Origin of the sequence: Mesorhizobium sp. LjRoot246, assembly GCF_964254115.1 — a bacterium.
Classification (GTDB): Bacteria; Pseudomonadota; Alphaproteobacteria; order Rhizobiales; family Rhizobiaceae; genus Mesorhizobium.
Genome location: NZ_CAXUSN020000001.1, coordinates 6,131,764 through 6,150,734 on the forward strand (window position 1 = coordinate 6,131,764; position 18,971 = coordinate 6,150,734).

At 65.2% G+C, this 18,971-nt stretch carries 19 protein-coding genes; 2 read left to right on the plus strand and 17 right to left on the minus strand.

Annotation, left to right across the window (positions count from 1 at the left end; genetic code table 11):
• Window positions 1-51: 51 nt before the first annotated feature.
• Window positions 52-1,035 (plus strand): tagatose kinase, encoded by a 984-nt coding sequence (locus ACSQ3L_RS29755; RefSeq protein ID WP_436163171.1) that lies wholly within the window; start codon window positions 52-54, stop codon window positions 1,033-1,035.
• On the plus strand, window positions 1,035-2,303 hold the full coding sequence (locus tag ACSQ3L_RS29760) for a D-tagatose-bisphosphate aldolase, class II, non-catalytic subunit (RefSeq protein WP_436163172.1): 1,269 nt from the start codon (window positions 1,035-1,037) through the stop codon (window positions 2,301-2,303). The genes ACSQ3L_RS29755 and ACSQ3L_RS29760 overlap by 1 nt, the downstream gene beginning before the upstream one ends.
• Before the next feature lie 23 nt (window positions 2,304-2,326).
• On the opposite strand, the gene ACSQ3L_RS29765 is transcribed toward ACSQ3L_RS29760, so the two are convergent.
• The 17 genes from ACSQ3L_RS29765 to ACSQ3L_RS29845 all read right to left on the minus strand — a co-directional run bounded on the left by ACSQ3L_RS29765 (window position 2,327) and on the right by ACSQ3L_RS29845 (window position 18,964).
• Complete coding sequence (locus ACSQ3L_RS29765; protein WP_436163173.1) at window positions 2,327-2,875, minus strand: flavin reductase family protein; 549 nt, start codon at window positions 2,873-2,875, stop codon at window positions 2,327-2,329.
• A 63-nt stretch (window positions 2,876-2,938) separates the two neighbouring features.
• Complete coding sequence (locus tag ACSQ3L_RS29770; RefSeq protein WP_436163174.1) at window positions 2,939-4,159, minus strand: acyl-CoA dehydrogenase family protein; 1,221 nt, start codon at window positions 4,157-4,159, stop codon at window positions 2,939-2,941.
• 26 nt (window positions 4,160-4,185) lie between these two features.
• Window positions 4,186-4,974, minus strand: coding sequence for an alpha/beta fold hydrolase (locus tag ACSQ3L_RS29775; protein WP_436163175.1), 789 nt, complete (start codon window positions 4,972-4,974; stop codon window positions 4,186-4,188).
• Between the two features lie 12 nt (window positions 4,975-4,986).
• Window positions 4,987-6,003 (minus strand): zinc-dependent alcohol dehydrogenase, encoded by a 1,017-nt coding sequence (locus ACSQ3L_RS29780; RefSeq protein WP_436163176.1) that lies wholly within the window; start codon window positions 6,001-6,003, stop codon window positions 4,987-4,989.
• Window positions 6,004-6,016: 13 nt separating this feature from the next.
• On the minus strand, window positions 6,017-7,042 hold the full coding sequence (locus ACSQ3L_RS29785; RefSeq protein ID WP_436163177.1) for a branched-chain amino acid ABC transporter permease: 1,026 nt from the start codon (window positions 7,040-7,042) through the stop codon (window positions 6,017-6,019).
• Window positions 7,039-7,902 (minus strand): branched-chain amino acid ABC transporter permease, encoded by an 864-nt coding sequence (locus tag ACSQ3L_RS29790; RefSeq protein ID WP_436163178.1) that lies wholly within the window; start codon window positions 7,900-7,902, stop codon window positions 7,039-7,041. The genes ACSQ3L_RS29785 and ACSQ3L_RS29790 overlap by 4 nt, the downstream gene beginning before the upstream one ends.
• A complete protein-coding gene (locus tag ACSQ3L_RS29795) occupies window positions 7,889-8,617 on the minus strand; it encodes an ABC transporter ATP-binding protein (RefSeq protein WP_436163179.1) in 729 nt (242 codons plus the stop codon). The genes ACSQ3L_RS29790 and ACSQ3L_RS29795 overlap by 14 nt, the downstream gene beginning before the upstream one ends.
• On the minus strand, window positions 8,614-9,342 hold the full coding sequence (locus tag ACSQ3L_RS29800) for an ABC transporter ATP-binding protein (RefSeq protein ID WP_436163180.1): 729 nt from the start codon (window positions 9,340-9,342) through the stop codon (window positions 8,614-8,616). The genes ACSQ3L_RS29795 and ACSQ3L_RS29800 overlap by 4 nt, the downstream gene beginning before the upstream one ends.
• Before the next feature lie 25 nt (window positions 9,343-9,367).
• Entirely contained in the window at window positions 9,368-10,675 is a 1,308-nt protein-coding gene (locus ACSQ3L_RS29805; protein ID WP_436163181.1) for an ABC transporter substrate-binding protein, read from the minus strand.
• A 75-nt stretch (window positions 10,676-10,750) separates the two neighbouring features.
• A complete protein-coding gene (locus ACSQ3L_RS29810) occupies window positions 10,751-11,569 on the minus strand; it encodes an SDR family NAD(P)-dependent oxidoreductase (RefSeq protein WP_436163182.1) in 819 nt (272 codons plus the stop codon).
• Entirely contained in the window at window positions 11,569-12,459 is an 891-nt protein-coding gene (locus ACSQ3L_RS29815) for an intradiol ring-cleavage dioxygenase (RefSeq protein WP_436163183.1), read from the minus strand. Before ACSQ3L_RS29815 ends, ACSQ3L_RS29810 begins: the two co-directional genes overlap by 1 nt.
• Before the next feature lie 10 nt (window positions 12,460-12,469).
• Window positions 12,470-14,224, minus strand: coding sequence for an FAD-dependent oxidoreductase (locus ACSQ3L_RS29820; RefSeq protein ID WP_436163184.1), 1,755 nt, complete (start codon window positions 14,222-14,224; stop codon window positions 12,470-12,472).
• Window positions 14,224-15,273: a branched-chain amino acid ABC transporter permease gene (locus ACSQ3L_RS29825; protein WP_436163185.1), complete on the minus strand. Its 1,050-nt coding sequence runs from the start codon at window positions 15,271-15,273 to the stop codon at window positions 14,224-14,226. Before ACSQ3L_RS29825 ends, ACSQ3L_RS29820 begins: the two co-directional genes overlap by 1 nt.
• A gap of 8 nt (window positions 15,274-15,281) precedes the next feature.
• Window positions 15,282-16,145 carry a branched-chain amino acid ABC transporter permease gene (locus ACSQ3L_RS29830; protein WP_436163186.1) on the minus strand — a complete coding sequence of 288 codons (864 nt, stop codon included), beginning with the start codon at window positions 16,143-16,145 and terminating at the stop codon, window positions 15,282-15,284.
• Between the two features lie 67 nt (window positions 16,146-16,212).
• The gene (locus ACSQ3L_RS29835) at window positions 16,213-16,914 is read right to left on the minus strand and encodes an ABC transporter ATP-binding protein (protein WP_436163187.1); all 702 of its coding nucleotides are present in this window, start codon (window positions 16,912-16,914) and stop codon (window positions 16,213-16,215) included.
• On the minus strand, window positions 16,914-17,630 hold the full coding sequence (locus tag ACSQ3L_RS29840; RefSeq protein WP_436163188.1) for an ABC transporter ATP-binding protein: 717 nt from the start codon (window positions 17,628-17,630) through the stop codon (window positions 16,914-16,916). Before ACSQ3L_RS29840 ends, ACSQ3L_RS29835 begins: the two co-directional genes overlap by 1 nt.
• A gap of 59 nt (window positions 17,631-17,689) precedes the next feature.
• Window positions 17,690-18,964, minus strand: coding sequence for an ABC transporter substrate-binding protein (locus tag ACSQ3L_RS29845; RefSeq protein WP_436163189.1), 1,275 nt, complete (start codon window positions 18,962-18,964; stop codon window positions 17,690-17,692).
• Window positions 18,965-18,971: the final 7 nt, after the last annotated feature.

Genomic DNA, 18,971 nt, shown 5'->3' on the forward strand with positions numbered 1-18,971 from the left:
CCTCAGCCTCATGAAATCGCAAAGGACACCACACCCAGGATTGGACGCTTGATGAACGACCTCCAAACGCTTGCACCGGACTCGCTCGGGCCAACCGTGACCATTGGAGAAATATTGGTGGAGATCGTCGCGAGGCAGACAGGCACCGGCTTCAGGGAACCTATCGACCTCATTGGCCCGTTTCCGAGCGGCGCGCCCGCCATCTTCATCGATCAATGCGCGCGTATGGGCGGAGCGGCCGCGATGGTGGGCGTGGTCGGCGACGACGATTTCGGCTTCGCCAACATCGAGCGCCTGAAGCGGGACGGCGTAGACATTTCCGCCATCGCCGTTTCCCCGGATTATCCGACGGGCAGCGCCTTTGTTCGCTATCGCGAGGACGGCAGCCGCGATTTCGTCTACAACATCGCTAAATCCGCCGCCGCTCGGCTGGAATGGAGCCCGCGGGTCGAGGCGCTGATCGCGCGTTGCGGGCATATCCACGTCATGGGAACGGTGTTCGCAAGTCCCGCCGCCTGGGCGATCACCGAACGCGCGATCCCGCTGATCAAGGCACGCGGCGGCACGATGTCGCTCGATCCCAACCTGCGCAAGGAATTGCTGGCGCACGGCCAGACCGAGGAGAAATTCGCAAGCCTGGTGGACAAAGCGGACCTGCTGCTGCCGTCGGGCAACGAATTGTTCCTGGCCGCCGGCATGGATGGCGAGGAACGCGCGATCGAGGCGCTGTTCAAGCGAGGGGTCAAGGAGATCGCCGTCAAGCGCGGCGAACATGGCGCGTCGGCCCGTCAACGCACCGGCGCTCGCGTCGATTGCCCCGGCCTTATCGTCGAGGAAACGGACCCCACCGGCGCCGGCGACTGTTTCGGCGGAGCCTATGTCGCATGCCGGCGGCTGGGCATGCCGCTGCAGACTGCGCTCGAATTCGCCAACGCGGCAGGGGCGCGCAACGTCACACGCCTTGGCCCCATGGAGGGAGCCGGAACGCGTGCCGAACTGGAAGATTTCATGGCAAGAACGGCGAGAAGAAGCTGATGCGTGTGGCGATCGAAGATTTGCCGGCCCTGCAAAGGGAGGGCAGGAAGATCGGGGTGACCTCGGTGTGTTCGGCGCACCCGCTGGTGCTGAAAGCCGCACTCCGCCACGGCCGGGAAACCGGCACCACCGTCCTGATTGAGGCGACGTGCAACCAGGTCAACCATCTGGGCGGTTATACGGGCATGACGCCGGCCGATTTCGCGGCGATGGTGGACGCACTCGCGGCGACCGAGCAATGCCCGAAAGAGTTGATCGTGCTTGGCGGGGATCATCTCGGCCCCAATCCCTGGAAAGACCGGCCCGCCGAGGAGGCGATGGCGCAAGCCGGGACCATGGTCGATGCTTACGTCCGCGCCGGCTTCCGCAAGATCCACCTCGATGCCTCGATGGGCTGCGCGGGTGAGCCGGCGGCGCTCGACGACCACACGGTGGCCGAGCGTGCGGCCAGGCTGGCGGGCGTCGCCGAACAGGCGGCAGCGCGGAGCAGCGGGGCGAGCCCGGTCTACATCATCGGCACGGAAGTACCGCCGCCCGGTGGCGCCGATCATGCATTGGATGCGATCACCCCGACCCGTCCGGAGGCCGCTCGCCAGACACATGCCATTCACGCCAAAGCATTCCAGGCGGCCGGGCTTGAAAGCGCGTTTTCCCGCGTCATCGGCCTTGTGGTGCAGCCGGGCGTGGAGTTCGGCAACCAGAACGTGATTTTCTACGATCGGGCGAAGGCCAGCGATCTGGCGGCGACTCTGGACAGATTGCCGTCGCTCATTTTCGAAGCCCATTCGACGGACTATCAGGGCGAGAGGCCGTTGCGCGAACTCGTCGAGGACGGCTTCGCCATCCTCAAGGTCGGCCCCGAGCTGACCTTCAAACTGCGCGAGGCGCTGTACGCGCTCGACCTGATCGCTTCCGACCTGGTGCCTGGCTATGGCGAGCGGCCGCTTTACCACGCCATGGAAGAGCTGATGCTCGATGCCCCCAAGAATTGGGCAAGCCACTATCACGGCAGCGATGCCGACAAGCGGACGCTGCGCCACTACTCCTATTCCGATCGCATCCGATACTATTGGGCGACCCCGCAAGCCCGTGCCGCCTGCGACCGGCTGTTCGATGCGTTGAAGGGCTGGAAGGTGCCGGTGACGCTGTTTCTCCAGCACCTGCCTTCGGCAGCCACATGGGCTGACCGCGCCTGTGACGGCGAGGAGATCGCGATCGGTCACGTCCAGCGAAGCATCGACGTCTACGCCCGGGCATGCGGCACCTGAATCCTTTTTGGAACCCGGTTCGCTTAAAGAAAACGCGACGACTCAAGAAGCTCGGCCACGCCGTCCAGTTCCTTGTGCAGGCGATGCCAGCGACGGTCGAGATAGACCAGCGAATGCGCCTCCGGGGGGACCTCGTCCGGCTGCACCTCGCCGTCCAGAAGCTCGGCCGCGACCAGCGTCGCGCCCTCGATCGGCAGGATGCCAAGCCGGCGGGCGCGGAACCAGGTCGAAACGCCGGTATAGCGCGGTTCGCCGGTGGGCAGCCGCGCCCAGGCGCCGCCTGGCGGGAAGCGTTCCGCGCCGCTCGACGCGCAGAGTTGCGCCAAGTCGATATCGGTGAAGCGCAGCAGGTGGATCACCATGGTCTGCGCCCGCAGCAAAGGCTCGGACGAGGTCGATTTCATCGACAGCGAGAACGCGACCACCGGCGGCGCGGCACTTACCGAGATCAGCGAGGACACGGTCATCGCCACCGGCCTGTCGCCGGGATCGGCCGTGATCACGGCAACACCGGCCGGATGGTGGCGAAAGGCTTCGCGGAAGGCGTTGGTCATCGGATGCGGGAAGCTCATCGACATCTCTCTTCTGCAGCATGAAAAAGGGGCCGGACGGCGTCCGCTGTCCGGCCCTTGCGACTACTTCTTCTCGATCAGGTCGTAGAACTGCCAGGTGCGATCGCTCCACAGGCCGCCGATGTCGCGGCCGGCCGAGGTGACGATCGACGGCGCGATCGTGAAGTGGTTGGCCGCCACCATCATCTCGCGGAAGGTGCGCTGGATCACACCGGCGCGCAGCGACGCGCCGCCGCCAGCACGGTAGGCAAAGTTGCAGATATCGACGCCAACCTCGTGGATCTCGGATTTGGCCAGATGGACAAAGCTGATCTGCCGCGTCGATACGCTATTGCCGGCTTCGACCGTCGCCTCGATGTCGCGCCAGACTTCGAAGACGAAGGCGCGGGCGGCGCGATAGCGGGCTTCGGCGCGGCCATAGTCGTGCCAGAACTTCTCGCTCTCGCCGATCAGTCCGGCGCGGCCTGACTTGCTGCGGGCGAACTTGGCGATCTCGTCCAGCATCCGCCGCCCGGTGCCGAGAGCCCAGCCGGTATGACCGATGGCGGCGAGGCCCACGACACCGAGACTGAAAAACTCCTTCTGGCGCAGCGGCGGTGCAGTCAGGATCGGGAAAACGAGATCGTCGGCGATGAAGACATCCTCGGCCGCATAGTCGATGCTGCCGGTGCCGCCGAGGCCCAGAACGTCCCAATTGCCGAGTTGCTTGTGCTGGGAGATCGGGGCATGGGCGCACATGATGATCACATTGCCCTTGTCGTCCTTGGCTGGCTTGCCGGTGCCGTCATCGACGAAGGCGGCACTGTGGCTATAGGTGGCGTGGCTGAAGCCGCTGCCATAGCTCCACTTGCCGTTCAGCCGGTAGCCGCCGTCGACCTTCTTCAGCATGCCGAGCGGCGCGCCCTGCCCCGAGAAACGGTTGTCGGTGCCCGGCGCGAAAAGCCGGTCGACCGCGCTGTCCGGCAGAAAGGCTGCCGACATCGCGCCGATGCAGCAATGCACCATCGAAACCCAACCGGCCGCTCCCGAATACCAGGTGATCGCCTCCAGCAGTTCGAGACCCTGGGTGGGCCGCAACTGCGCGCCGCCGAGGCTCTCAGCGGCAAAGATATGCGACATCCGCAACGGCTTCAGCAGCGCGAACGTGGCCGCAGTCAATTCGCCACTCTCCTCATCGGCGGTGGCGTTGGCTTCCAGGGCCGGCCCGATCTCCGCGATCTGCCTAAGCAAGTCGCGATAGTCTGTGGTCGTGCCCCACGACCCGTGCTTGATGGGTTTGTTCATCGTCTTCTCCTCCTTTTTCAAATCGGTCAGCCGGCGAGAAAGTCGCCGATCTTCCTGAGCGTTTCGGGTTTTTCCTGCATGACGAAATGGCCGGCATCCTCAACTAGGATCAGCCGCGCGTCGGGCAGCGCCTCGACGAAGAGCGGCGCCTGGCTGGCGGGCAGCATGCGGTCCTTGGTGCCCCAGACGACCAGCGTCGGGTTGGTGATGCGCGCGAGGAAGCGCCGCAGGTTCGGATGGCCCATGCCGAACGGCGTCAGCAACCGGCCGAGCGTCTCGCCTTCGCGGGCGCGATCGGCACCGAAGGCCTCGGCAAAGGCGGGGTCGGAGCCATCCGGGAAATAGCGCAGCGCCACCGAGACATCATGTGCCAGATAGACCGGCAGCTCTTGCGGCGCGACCGCGCCGAGATCCGTGGCCGGATGCGCGGGATCGTCGAGTCCTGCCGGCGCAATCAGCACCACCTTGTCGAAGCGCGCGCGCGCCAGGCCGGCGAGCTCGGTCGCCATCCAGCCACCCATGGAAAAGCCGATGAGATGAGGCTTCTCCGGCAGGTCCAGACCATCGAGCAGGTTCAGGTAGTGCAGAACCATGTCGGACATTCCGGTCACATGCGGCGCAGGCCCCGAAAAGCCGAAGCCCGGATGGCTCGGGCAGAGCATGCGGAAGCGGTCGGCGAGGCCTTCGGCGAAGTCGAATCCCTCAAGCGTCGAGGCGCCGTGCAGGAACAGCACGGGCTTGCCCCGACCGATGGCCTTCACCACCGTTTTCACGCCACCGACATCGTATTCGAGCGTTTCGAATTGAACGGCCATTTTCATTTCTCCTCAGGCAAGGTCCGGCTGGATCAGCACTTTGCATTGCGTGGTGCGACGGCGAAGGCTCTCGAAAATCTGCGGAACCGGCGAGAGGTCGATCCGATCGGTGATCAAAGCCTGCGGTGGGAAAGGCCCGCCGCGCAGTGCATCGAGGGCGACGCCGAATTCGTTGCGCTGATGGAAGAAGACCGAGAACAGCAGGTTCACTTCCTTCGTCAGCGCAATGAATGGGTCCCACTGGTCGCCGCCGATGCAGAGGCCAACGCCCACCACCGTGCCCTGCAGCCGGACCGCTTCGACCGCCGCGCCGATCAGGCCGCGCTTGCCTACGCATTCGAAGACGATATCGGGTGCCCCGCCGCACAGATCGGCGAGGTTCTCGGTCAGCTTTTCGCCGGAGAGCGCGAAGCCAGTCGCGCCGAGAGCGAGCGCACGTTCGCGCTGATGGCCGTGGATGTCGGCCACCACGACACGCGACGCCCCCAGCCGCCGCGCCCAGAAGGCAACGAGCAGGCCGATCGGCCCGGCGCCAAGGATGGCGACCGTGTCTCCCGGCTTCATGCCCGAGCGGACGATGCAATGCAGGGCGACCGAGAGCGGTTCGGCCAACGCACCATCCTCGAGCGCCACATCGTCGGGCAGGATATGACACTGGCGTGCGGCCACGGTCGCATATTGCGCATAGCCGCCGCCGATCAGCTCCATCTCGCGACAGCGCCCCGGATCGCCTCGTCCACAGGCCTCGCAATGCCCACAGCCGCGCATCGGCACGACAGCCACACGGTCGCCGATCCGAAGGCCCGTTGCCTCCGATCCGATCGCGACGATGTCGCCGGCGAATTCGTGGCCGAGCACAAAGCCTGCCCCGATGCCGAAGGGCACCGGATCCTCGGTGATGTGCAGATCGCTGCCGCAAATGCCGCAAGCGGCGACACGCAAGACGATCTCATCCGGTGCCGGCGTCGGATCCGGCACCGTGCCGATCCGCAGCGGGACGCCGACCCTATCGAAGATAGCGGCTTTCATGAAATCCTCCTCGTCAGCGGTTCGGATCGACGAGCTTGCGCCGGATCGGGAACCACGGCGCATCCCATCGTTTCGAGATCAGGCCCCAGATGCCGGTGCGGGCGTAGAGCGCGACCAAGAGCGTCATCAGGCCGAGGACGACGAAATAGGTCGCGCCGTACTCGCCGAACCAGCGGTCCGCGATGAAGAAAATCAGGGATCCGATCAGAACGCCCTCGATGGACCCGATTCCGCCGACCATGACGATGAAGATCGCGACGTTCGCCCACATCGGATCGAAGGCCGAACCCGGGGTTATGCGCAGCTGCGCCATGAAATAGATCGCGCCCGCAAGGCCGCAGCCGACCGCCGACGCGACGTAGATCAGGAAGCGCAGCTTCGCGACATTCACGCCCTGGCTGGCAGCCGCGACCGGATTGTCGCGCATGGCGATCAGCGCAAGGCCGAAGCGCGAGCGAAGCAGCCAGTAACTGCCGCCCAGCGTGACGAGCAGCATCCCTGCGCAAAGCAGCGACATGGCGACATTCCGCTCGAAGGCCGAATAATCCTTCATCACGCGAAGCGACATGCCCGCGCCGGAATTGACGAGCGGCAGGTTCGAGGCGGTCAGCCGGAAAACCTCGGCCACCACCCATGTGCCGATCGAAAAATAGGGGCCATCCAGGCGATGCAGCAGCAGGTAGATCGGCACGGCCAGCGCGGCCGGCACCAGGAGCGACAGGAAGACCGCCACAAACGGATTGATGCCGTAAGTCTGTGCCAGCACGAAAAGCGCATAGCCGGCCGCGCCCATGAAAGCGTGCTGGCCCACCGAGACGAGGCCGGCATAGCCGGCGAGCAGGTTCCACATCTGCGCGACGGCGATGTAGCAGCACAGCACCAGAATCGACCGGATGGTGCCGGTCGAGGCCCACCACGGCATGGCAGCGACACCGATCATGGCCAGCACCGCCAGTGTCATCGCGATGCGGCCGGACCGGGTCTGGCGCTGGACCAGGACCTCGGGCACCTCGGTTGCCACATAGGGGATTGCACTCATGACAATGCCTTTCCGAACAGGCCCTGCGGCCGGGTCGCCAGCACGATCAGGAAGACGATATGTCCGGCAAGCACGCCGAAGCCCGGATCGATGCGGAAGCCGATGGCCTGCGAAATGCCAAGCACCATCGAGCCGACGAAGGCGCCCCATACCGTCCCCATGCCGCCGATGATCACCGCTTCGAACGCGTAGATCAGCTGGGCAGGTCCATCGGCCGGCGCAACGGTCGACCGCAACGCCTGGAAGACGGCTGCAAAGCCTAGGATGCCGACCGCCGCCGCTGTGGCCATCGCATAGACGGCGCGAGGGTTGATGCCGGTCATCGCCGCCGCCTCGACATCGGCCGACGCGGCGCGGAGCGCGCGGCCGAAGCGCGTGCGCTTCAGCGTCAGGTCGAGCCCCCATGTCAGCCCCGTGGCGACTGCCAGCACGATCAGCGGCAGGAGGCCGACATAGATACCGCCGATCTCGATGGATTGGCTCTCGATGCCGTGGCCGGGCAGCGATCGGCTGTTCGCGGACCATATCTGGAGCATCAGGTTCTGCAGCGCGATCGACAGTCCGAAGGTCGCGATCAGCGAGGGCAGCGGATCGCTGCCCACCACCCGGTTCAGCACCGCCTTCTGCAGCACCCAGCCCATCAGCACCGCGAGCGGCACCAGTACGATCAGAACAGGCAGCGGTCCCAGCCCCCAGGCTGTGGCGATCGAGATGCCTATCAGCGACAAAAGGATCACCAGATCGCCATGGCTGATGTTGACGATCCGCATGACGCCGAACATGAGCGCCATGCCGAGCGCATACTGGGCATACATGCCGCCCAGCAGGATTCCCTGCACCAAGGCGTCAAACCACTCCATGGTCCGCTCCAAAATAGGCTTTGCCGATCTGCTCGCGCGTGATTTCGGCGGACCTGCCGGTCAGGGTCACACGGCCCTCCAGCATGCAGTAGAGGCGGTCCGAGGCGGTTCGGGCGAGGCCTACATCCTGCTCGATCACGATCATCGCCGTTCCGGTGGCGCGGATTTCGGGCAAGGCGGCATAGATCTCGCGGATCACCTTGGGCGCAAGACCGAGGCTGATCTCGTCGCAGAGCAGCACGCGCGGCTGGCAGAGCAGCGCGCGGCCGATCGCCACCATCTGCTGCTGCCCGCCCGAAAGGCTCTGCACCTGCGTGCGGGCCTTCTCCTTGAGGATCGGGAACAGCTGATGCAGCCGCGGCAGCGTCCACCCGCCCTTGGCGCCCATGCGCGCGGCCTGGTCGATGGCGACGCGAAGATTGTCCTCGACCGACATGCCGGTGAAGAGGCGGCGACCCTCCGGCACGATGGCGACGCCCTTCTGCACCATGCGGTCGGTGGCGGTGCCGCCGACGGGCTCGCCATGCAGCAGCACCATCTCGCGCCCGACCGGGAGCAGGCCCATGATCGAACGCAGGAGGGTGGACTTTCCGGCCCCGTTGGCGCCGATCAGAGCCACGGCCTCACCCTGGTGCAGCTCGATGTCGACGCCGTAGAGCGCCTGGAAGTCACCATAGCGGGCCAGGAGCCCATGGGTGGAAAGAACGGCCGTCATGCCTCGATCCCCATGTAGACGCGCTGGACCTCGGGCAATGCGATCACTTCGGCGGGCACACCTTCGGCGATCTTCTCGCCGAAGTTCAGCACCAACAGCCGGTCGGCTACCGCCAGCAACGCGTGCAGCACATGCTCGATCCACACGATGGTGATGCCACGGTCGCGGATACGGCGCACCAGCGCCACCAGCGCCTTCGATTCATCGTCGGTCAGCCCGCCCGCGATCTCGTCCAGCAGCAGCAGCTTCGGATCCGATGCCAGCGCGCGCGCCAGTTCCAGCCGCTTGCGGTCGAGCAGAGTGAGAGCGCCGGCCGAGACGTTGGCCTTGTCGGAGAGCTCGCAATCGCGCAGGACCTGGGCGCAGAAAGCATAGCTTTGCTTCTCGGACCGGCCGCCGCCGAAAGCGGCGGCGACCAGCAGGTTTTCGAAGGTGGTCATGCCGGAATAGGGACGGGGGATCTGATAGGTCCGCCCGATCCCCATCTGGCAGCGTCGGAAGGGCGGCTCGCCGCGAAGTGCGGTGTCGCCGAGCTGGATCTCGCCGCCCGACGCCTTCAAATCGCCGCTGATCATGTTGAACAGCGTCGTCTTGCCCGCTCCGTTCGGGCCGAGGATGCCCAGCACCTCGCCCCGACGCACGTCGAAGCTCACCTCATGCAGGACGCGGACGGCGCCGAAGGACTTCGACACGCCATGCGCTTTCAGCAGGATTTCTCTATCCATAGCTCTGCCCGCGTCCCTGCTCATATCACCAGGCGATCGGCTGAATCGCCTGTTGCGGTGCGAAGAGCTGATTGACGGTGTTGTCGACGATCTTCAGGTCATAGGGCCATTTCTCGCCCTTCACCCACTGGCCGCCGAAGATCGGCGTCTTGCAGATATTCTTGTGGGGCGAGCCGTCGAACTTGATGTGACCGACCAGCGTCTGCAGATCGGTGGCGACCAGAGCGTCACGGTTGGCCGTACGGTCGAGCGGATTGGAAGAGCGCTTCAAGATGTCGAGCGCGACCTCGAGCAAGGCATGCGAATAGCCCAGCGGCTGCGTCCACTGGCGCTTCGAATCGGCTTCCCACTGGCTGGCAATGTCACTGCTGACCTGCCCGGTCAGCGACGACTTGAACGGGAAGGCCGGCGTCCACCAGACCTCCGAGGACATGCCGTTGCCCAGAGGACCCATCGCCTCGACGCCGCCCGGGAACAGCAGCGCCGCCGCCACCGTGACCGCTTTCGGCTTGAAACCCTGCTGGTTGCACTGGGTGACGAAGGTCTTCAGATCGTCCGGATAGGTGATGCCGCCGATGATCTCGCAGCCCTGCTTCTTGAACTCGGCGATCTGTGCGGAGAAATCATTGGTGCGCGGCTGGAAATAGCCGGGCACCACGACCTCGTAGCCGGCCTTACGAGTCGGCGCCGGCAGGCCATATTCGTCGTTGCCCCAGGTCTCGCCGTCGATGTTCTGGGGAAACAGCATCCCGACCTTCTTGTTGGTCTCCAGATGGTTCCAGAGCCCTACGAAGGTGTTCAGCGCTTCGTCGAGGCCCCAGAAGAAATGATAGGTCCAGTCGAAGGTCTGCTTGCCGCCGCCGCGTGGCATGATCACCGCTTGCCAGGGAGCGCCGGAGGAAATGCAGGGGGTCTCATAGAGCTCGGCCTGCTCTGCCGCAGGCAGGATCGTGTCGGTGGTCGAGGCTGGAACGAGCAGATGCACCTCGTCGTTCAGGATGAGGTTGCCGGCGATTTCCGATGCCTTGTTCGGATTGGACTGGCTATCGCGATCGAGGATCTCGATCTCGTAAGTATTGCCGTCGGCGCATTGCAGTTGGCCGCCGAGCAGGGCGCGGATCTTCTGCAAGGTATAGCCGTCCGTTTCGCCAAACAGGGCGAGTGGCCCGGTCGTCGGGCTGAGATAGCCCAGCTTGATCTTCCCCGCCGTCGCGGCGCGCACATAGGCCGGCATGCCCAGCGTGCTGGCGGCAACGCCGGCTCCAAGCCCCTTCAGGACGCTTCGCCGGCTGGGCCGCAAGCCCGATTTCACCAGTTTGTTGTAGTAGGTCATTGTCGGTTCCTCCCGTTGTTAAGCTCTTCCCGGCCCGCCCTCATCGACGGTGCCGGTCTCCCTTTCATTGCGGCTTCAGGTCATCCTCAGCAGCGAGCCGCCATCGATGACGATCAGCGAGCCCGTCACGTAGGACGCGGCCGGCGACGCCAGATAAAGCGCCAGGCCTTTGATCTCTTCAGGGTCGCCGATCCGGCCGATGAGCGACTGCGCCTCGAAGGCCTTGCGGTCTGCCGGATTGCGCAGCCGACCGCCGGCGATGTTGGTGATGAACGGTCCAGGCAGAATGGCGTTGATGCGGATGTTGTAGGCGCCGAGTTCCATCGCCATGTGGCGAACGAGATGGTTCACCGCGGCCTTGGCGGGCATGTAGGGCGTGCCCACGATGCTCTCGTTGATCAGCGAGGCGATGGACGACGTGACGATGATCTGGCCGCCGCCATTCGGCTTCATGTGCCGGACGGCGTGCTTGATGGTGGTGTAGACCGAGGTCAGGTTGATCTCGATCACCTTGTCCCAGTGCTCGTCGGGCAGGTTCTCGATGGCGCCCTCAGGGTTCCTTTCGCCCGTCGGGGTGTTGAAGCCCGGTCCGGCATCGATCCCCGCATTGGCGAACACCACGTCGATCGAGCCCGCCTTCCCGGCCACCTTGTCGAAGGCTTCGGCCATGGCCGCGCGGTCGCCGACGTTGACGATCTGGCCCCAGACATCGCCACCCGCCGCCTTTATCGCCGTCACGGTCTGTTCCAGCCCGGCAGGGTTCAGGTCGAAGATGCAGACCTTCGCCCCGTGCTCGGCCATGATCTCGGCATAGGCCCGCCCGATGCCGCTGGCGCCGCCGGTGACGATCACCGACTTGCCCCTGACATCGAACATTTTCTCAAGTGCAGCCATCAGTTTCCTCCCTTGCGCGACAGCACGAAATCGAACTCCACGTCGTAGAACGGGGACGCGACCTCGACCCTGGCGGCGGCTCCGGCGTCCTCGACCTTGCGAAATTCGGCGAGCAGGCTCTTCTTCACGCCGAAGACGGCATCTGAATCGATGTACGGGTCGTCTGGATCGAAGATGTGCGTGGTCAGCGCGTCGAAGCCTTCGGCCTCGACGATGTAGTGAAGATGCGCCGGACGATTAGGGTGGCGCCCCAGCGCGCCCAGCAGCTTGCCGACCGGGCCGTCATCCGGGATCGGGTAGTATTTGGGCTTCACGCCGCGGAACCAGTAACGCCCGTCGGCGCTGGTGCGGAACACGCCGCGCAGGTTGAAGTCGGGCTGGATGCCCTTCTGCTGCACATCGTAGAAGCCCTCGTCATTGGCCTGCCAGACGTCGATCTTGGCGCCTGCGATCGGGTTGCCCTCGGTATCGAGGATGCGGCCATGCACGAACATGGGCTCACCCTTCTGGTCGAGGCAGATGTTCGAGCCCATCGGCAGTTCGGGCGCATCGGCGACGTGGAAGGGTCCCAGCACCGTGGATTCCGAGGCGCCCGACGGCTTGCGGTTGTTGATCGCATCGACCAGCATCGAGACGCCGAGAACATCCGACAGCAGGATGTATTCCTGCCGCCACTCGTTGCAGATCTGGCCCGTCTGGGTCAGGAACATGATCGCGCCGAACCATTCCTCCTGTGTCGGCTCGATCTCCTTCACCGCTTCGTGCAGCTTGCGGGTGACGACCTCCATCACTTCTTTGAGCCGCTCGTCCTTGGCGTTCCTGTTCCGCGCCACGACCACCTCGGCCGAGTTCGCTTCGGTGAAATAGCCGGATTCGTGTTCGTCGATCATGGGATCCTCCTCAGCGCGCCAGAACGGATTTGAAGACCCGGCGCAGTTCGGCCGCGGGATCGGCCGCCAGCGTTTCGGAGCGCCAGGCGACGTGGTGGTCCGGACGCACGATCAGGCAGCCGGCGTCGCGGACCTCCCGCGCGTCGGCCCAGTCGCCGGCATGATCCTCGATCGCGCGGCGCGGGCCGATCACATGGGTTCGGATCGGCAGACCGAGCTCCGCGCCCACCGTCTCCGCCGCGGCGACCCACGCCTCGCCGCCGATGCCGGTCAAGAGCGTGAACTCGCCATGGCCGCAAAGATCGAGCGTCGAGACCTTCCTGCCCGAGCGCTCGAAGACCCAGACATGCGGCAAGCGCGCGCCCGGCCAGGTCGTTGGTGCATAATGCAACTCGCGATCCTTCTCGAAAGCCGGCTCGCCCTGGCCGTCGGTCACAACCGCGCCCGACGCATAGCGCTGGTTCATCTCGACGCCATGGGCGTCGAACTCGTACTTCTTGAAGGCGATGGCCTTGCGGAGCGCCTCGCGCTGCGCTTCGGCCGCGGGCGTCGCATCGGCGCGAGCCTCCATGTTCCTCTGGATCTTGTCGTGATCCACGCCGCCGTCCATGCCGAGCGCCTCGAAGATCGGTCCGAATTCGGCGATGGACTGGTTCGCACGCGTCACGATCTGGCGCGCGATCGGGGCACGCTCGGCCGAGAAGCTGTCCAGAAGCCCGACCCCCGCCTGCCCCTTGATGACCTTGGCAAGCTTCCAGGCAAGGTTGAACCCGTCCTGGATCGACGTGTTCGAGCCGAGCCCGTTCGAGGGCGGATGCCGGTGCGCGGCGTCGCCCATGATGAACACCCGCCCCTTCTGCATCTGCGTGGCGAAGCAGTTGTTCACGGTCCAGGTGTTGGCGCCCAGGAGCTCGATCTCGAGCGCGGGATCTCCGACTAGCTGACGCGCGACCTCGGTGGCCAGTTCCGGCGTCACCTCCGGCGGCGGCTGGTTGATGTCGTAGCCCCAGACGATCAGCCACTCGTCCCACGGCCGGACCATGCGAACGAGACCCATGCCGATGCCGCCGACGTCGGCGCCGGGCTGCATGACCCAGTAGAGGACGCTCGGCCGGTGGGCGACATACTTCGAGAGATCGGCCCTGAATAGGATGTTCATCGACCCGCCGACGCCCATCTTGCCCTCGAGCGGCAGGCCCAGATGCTCGGCCACCAGCGAGTTGCCGCCGTCGGCGCCGACAAGGAACTTCGACCGCACGGTGAAATCCTTGCCCGACAGCCGATCGCGGCAGGTCGTGGTCACACCGTCCGCATCCTGGACATGGCTGACATATTCCGTGCTCATGCGTGCCTGCGTCCCGCGGGCGCAGGCCGACTTGAACAGGATCGGCTCCATGAAGGTCTGGGGCAGATCGTTCATGAAGCAGGGAGACGACAGGAGATGTTCGGCCTTGGAGAGCGGCGCTGTGCCCCAGCTCTTCATACGGCCGAGCTCCTCGCCGGCCAGGCTTTCGCAGAACACGTTCTCGCCCATCAACTCCTGCGGCGAGGCATGCATCATGGCCTCTGCCTCGACATTCGGACCGAGGTCGCGCAGCACTTCCATCGTGCGCTGGTTGGTGATGTGGGCACGCGGCGTGTTCGACAGCCAGCGATAGCGATTGACGATCATGTTGGCCACGCCGTAGCTGGACAGCAGCGCCGCCGTGGCCGAACCGGCCGGACCCGTGCCGACGATCAGCACATCGGTTTCGATATCCGCCATCAAATTCCTCCCTCGATCTTCGGACCGGTCAGCCTGCGGCGGACCGGAAACAGGTGCAGGCCACTGCGGGACGCGATCAGCCCCCACAGTCCCTTTGGTGCAAAAAGCATGACGACGACGGCGATGAGGCCGAGCGTCATCAAGTACCAGCTGCCGTAGTCGGCCAGCGCCGAGCGCAGCGCAAAGAAAACCAGCACGCCGAGGATCGGCCCCTCGATGGTGCCGATGCCGCCGATGACGACAATGAAGATGACGTTGGCGGTCCAGTCGGTGACGGCAAAGGCCGCTCCCGGCGAGATGCGGGCCGTCTGCAGGAAGATCAGCGCGCCGGTCAGCCCGGTGGCAGCCGCGGCGATCAGAAAGACCGCCCATCTGAGCCGCCCGGTATCGACGCCCACCGATTGCGCCGCGTCGACATTGTCGCGCACCGCCGCCAGCGCCAGGCCAAGGCGACTGCGCAGCAGCCAATAGATGCCGCCCGTCACGGCCACGACCAGCGCCAAAGCCAGCCAGTAGGCCAGGACGTCGCGTGCCGCGGCCTCGCGGACGCCGAACAGCGCCCGGATCGCATCTGTGCCCAGGATGCTGCTCGTCGCCTCGCGCGGCAGCGAGGTGCCGGTGCCGCCACCGAGCGCTTTCCATTGCGCGACCAGCAGGCGCGTTACTTCAGCGATCACCCAGGTGCCGATGGCGAAATAGGCGCCCTGCAAACGGAATGCGAAGAAGGCCGTCGGAACCGCCAGCACCAGCGCCGCAAGGCCGCCCAGCGGGATCGCCAGGACCGGGTTCCAGTCGAGCAGGATCACGCCGGCAAACATCGCATAGGCGCCGATGCCGACGAAGGCCTGCTGACCCACCGAGACCAGGCCGCCATAGCCCGCCAGCAGGTTCCATATTTGCGCCAGCGTCAGCATGGTGAGGATGAAGAACAGATCCTGTATGACGCCTCGCGAGGCCACGGCAGGCAGCACGAGCGCTGCGACGATAAGGATGGGCGCGGCAATCGCGGTTACGGTTCCGGCGCGGGTGCGTGTTGTCAGTCGATACATGCCGCCCCTCAATCCACTGCGCGCGGAAAAAGCCCGCGCGGCCTGAGCAGCATCACGGCCAGGAAGGCGATGTGGCCTGCCAGGATCTGCCATTCCGGATTGAGCGCGGCCCCAAACGTCTGCGCCACGCCGATGATGATCCCGCCGGCAAGCGTTCCCCATAGGCTGCCGAGGCCACCGATGATCACCGCCTCGAAGGCATAGATCAGCCGCGCCGGCCCGATCGAGGGATCGAAATTCGCCCGCATGCCGAGATAGAGCGCCGCCAGCGTCACCACGACCATGGCAATCCCGGTGGCGATCGCGAAAATCCGCTTCGGCTCTATCCCCATCAGCCCCGCCGTCACGGCGTCGTCCGAGGTGGCGCGGAAGGCACGGCCAAGGGCGGTGTGGTAAAAGAGCCCGTTCAAGGCAACGATCATCACGATCGCCGAGGCAAAGGTCATCAACGGCATGATCCCCACCGTGACCAGCCCGAGATCAAGCGATGCCCCCTCCAACGCGCCCACCGGGATGCGGCGGCTGTCGGCGGAAAAGACCTCGAGCAGCCCGTTCTGCAGGGCGACCGACAGGCCGAAGGTGACGAGAAGCGGCGGCAGGATGTCCTTGCCCAGCACGCGGTTCAGCACGGCGGCCTGCAACAGCCAGCCGAGCGCGAACATCACCGGCATGGCAATCAGGGCAGCGATCCAGGGCGACAGACCGAGCAGCGTGACGCCCATCAACACCAGATAGGCGGCAAGAATGATAAGGTCGCCATGGGCGAGGTTCACCAGCCGCATGATGCCGAAGACGAGGCTCAACCCCGCTGCAAACAGGGCATAGAGCCCGCCCAGCAGAATCCCTTGCACGAGGGTGTCCAGCCAGATCATCGCCGCGCCACCTCGATCAGGCCACAAGAGCGCTGCGCAAGCAGACGACTGAGCCTTGGTTGCCTCGTCATGCCGCCACTCCGAAATAGGCAGAATGGATGTCTTCGCGCGTGACCTCGGCCGCTTTGGCGGCCAGCGTGACGCGGCCCTCCATCATGCAGTAGACGCGGTCGGCGACCGCCAGCGCCTTGCCGATATCCTGTTCCACCAGCACGATCGCGGCGCCGCCTTCGCGGATACTGGGAAGGGCCGCGTAGATATCGCGGATGACGACGGGCGCGAGGCCGAGGCTGATCTCGTCGCAGAGCAGCAATTCCGGGTTCGACATCAGCGCCCGGCCGATCGCCACCATCTGCTGCTGGCCGCCCGAGAGCGCGGTGCCAGGGCTCTTGCGCCGCTCGCGCAGGATCGGGAAAAGGTCATAGACCGCGTCGAGGCTCCACGGCCCCGGCACCTTGCGCGCCTGCCCGCCGACCAGCAGGTTTTCCTCGACGGTCAGTGAAGGAAACAGCCGGCGCCCCTCCGGCACCATGGCGATGCCGCGCTTCATGATCTCGGCCGAAGACAGCGCGCCAATCGGCTCGCCCCTGTGCAGCACCATGCCGGGCTCGTTGCCGAGCACGCCCGTGATCGAGCGCATCAGCGTGGATTTGCCGGCGCCATTGGCGCCGATGATCGCCACGCATTCGCCCGCGGCCACGGTGATATCCACACCGAACAGCGCCCGGAACTGGCCGTAATTCGCGGTGAGGCCGTGCGTTTCCAGCATCAGACCTCGAGCCCCAGATAGATCTCGCGAACCGCCTTCGAGGCCATGATCTCATTGGGCGCACCGATCCCGATCACGCGCCCGAAATCCAGTACCAGAAGCCGCTCGACCACCGACGTCAGGGCATGCAGCACATGCTCGATCCAGATGATGGTGGTTCCCCTGCCGTGGATGGCTCTGATCGTCGCGACCAGGGCCTTGCATTCACCCTCCGTCAGACCGCCCGCGATCTCGTCCAGAAGCAGAAGCTCGGGGCCTGTCGCCAGGGCGCGGGCGAGTTCCAGGCGCTTGCGATCGAGAAGGCTCAGCGAGCCGGCCACGAAATTGGCCTTCCTGAGAAGCTCCGTCTCCTCGAGGATGCGCGCGCAATCGCCGACCATCTCGGCCTCGCGTCCGCCTCGGCCGAAGGCGGCCGCGGTCAAGAGATTTTCGAACACGGTCAGCCCCTCGAAAGGCTGCGGAATTTGGAAGCTGCGGCCGACGCCCATGCGCACCCGCTCCATCGCCGGAGCACGGGTCACGTCGCGGCCGAGGAATTCGATGCGACCCTCATTTGCAAACAAATTGCCGGTGATCAGGTTGAAGAGCGTCGATTTTCCCGCGCCGTTCGGGCCGATAATGCCCAGCGCTTCGCCGCGCGGCACGCTGACGGTCACGGAATCCGCAACCTTCAAGGCGCCGAACGACTTCGAAACGTTTTCCAGCCTGAGTATCATCACTGTCATCCTCGGGTCGCGCCGAACGAGGGCGGCGGTATCAGCCGCCCTCGCAAGGCTCAGGCCAGGGCTTCCATCTTGCCGGCGGTTGGAATTTCGGCGGCGCCAGCGTTTTCGACGATCACCAGATCGAAGCCGCCACCGGCCTTCTTGCGCCACTGCCCGCCGACGAGCGGCGTCTTGCAGACGTTCTTCCCGGCGAAAGGCGGCAGTCCCGCACCGCTCCAGGCCACCTTGCCCACCACGGTCGTCATGTCGGTGGCGGCTATGGCCGTCGCGATCGCCTCGGCATTCGTTGGATCCGAAACGCGGCCCATGACATTGGCCGCCACCTCGAACAGCGAATGGACAAAGCCGATTGGCTGGGTCCAGGGACGCCCGGTCTTGGCGGTGAAATCCCCTGCGAGGTCCGCCGAGCTCTCGCCCGTCACCGACGATTTGAACGGATGCGAGGCCGACCACCAGACCTCGGACGAGAGGTTGTGGCCGGCATCGCCGAGCGTCTCGACCGATTGCGGGAAGAGGATTGCCTTGGCCACCGTCACCGCCTTGGGCTTGAAGCCCTGCTGGCGAGCCTGGTTCCAGAAGGTGGTGAAGTCGGGCGGAATGACCACACCGGTGACGATCTCGGCATTGGCCGCCTTGAAAGCGTTGACCTGCGCGGTGAAATCGTCGGAGAGGTTCTGATAGCGGCCGGGATCGGCAAGGCTGAAACCGGCGGCATCGAGACCCGGCTTCAACCCGTTCTTCGGATCACCCCAGGCATTGCCGTCGGCATCGTTCGGGAACAGCCCGCCCACCTTGCCGTTGGTGGAAAGCTGCTTCCACATGCCGGTGTAGACGGCGATGATGTCTTCGAGACCCCAGAAATAATGATAGGCGAAGTTGAAAGGCTTCCACGAGGACGGATCGGCCGGATTGCCCTGCTGGCCGATGAACCAGGGCTGCCACGGCGCCATCGTCGAGATAACCGGCACGCCCTCCGCCTCGCAGGTGGTGGCCACCGGGTTGGTGTTCTCGGGCGTCGAGCCGACGAGCATCAGGTTGATCTCGTCATCGACGATCAGGCTCTTCGCCACCTCGGCCGCACGATTGGGGTTCGACTGGCTGTCCTTGACGATGACCTCGAAGTTCTTGCCCGCCTCGGAAGCGAGGAAGGCCTTGATGTTATAGGCATCGCTCTCCGCGAAGCCGGCGAGCGGCCCCGTCTGCGGCGAAACATAGCCCAGGCGGATCTTGGCGCCTTGCGCGATGGCCGGCGTCGCCAGGCGCGAACCGGCGAGCGCCAGGCCTGTCGCCGCCGAGGCTTTCAGTAGGCTGCGTCTTGTGATCATGTTTAGC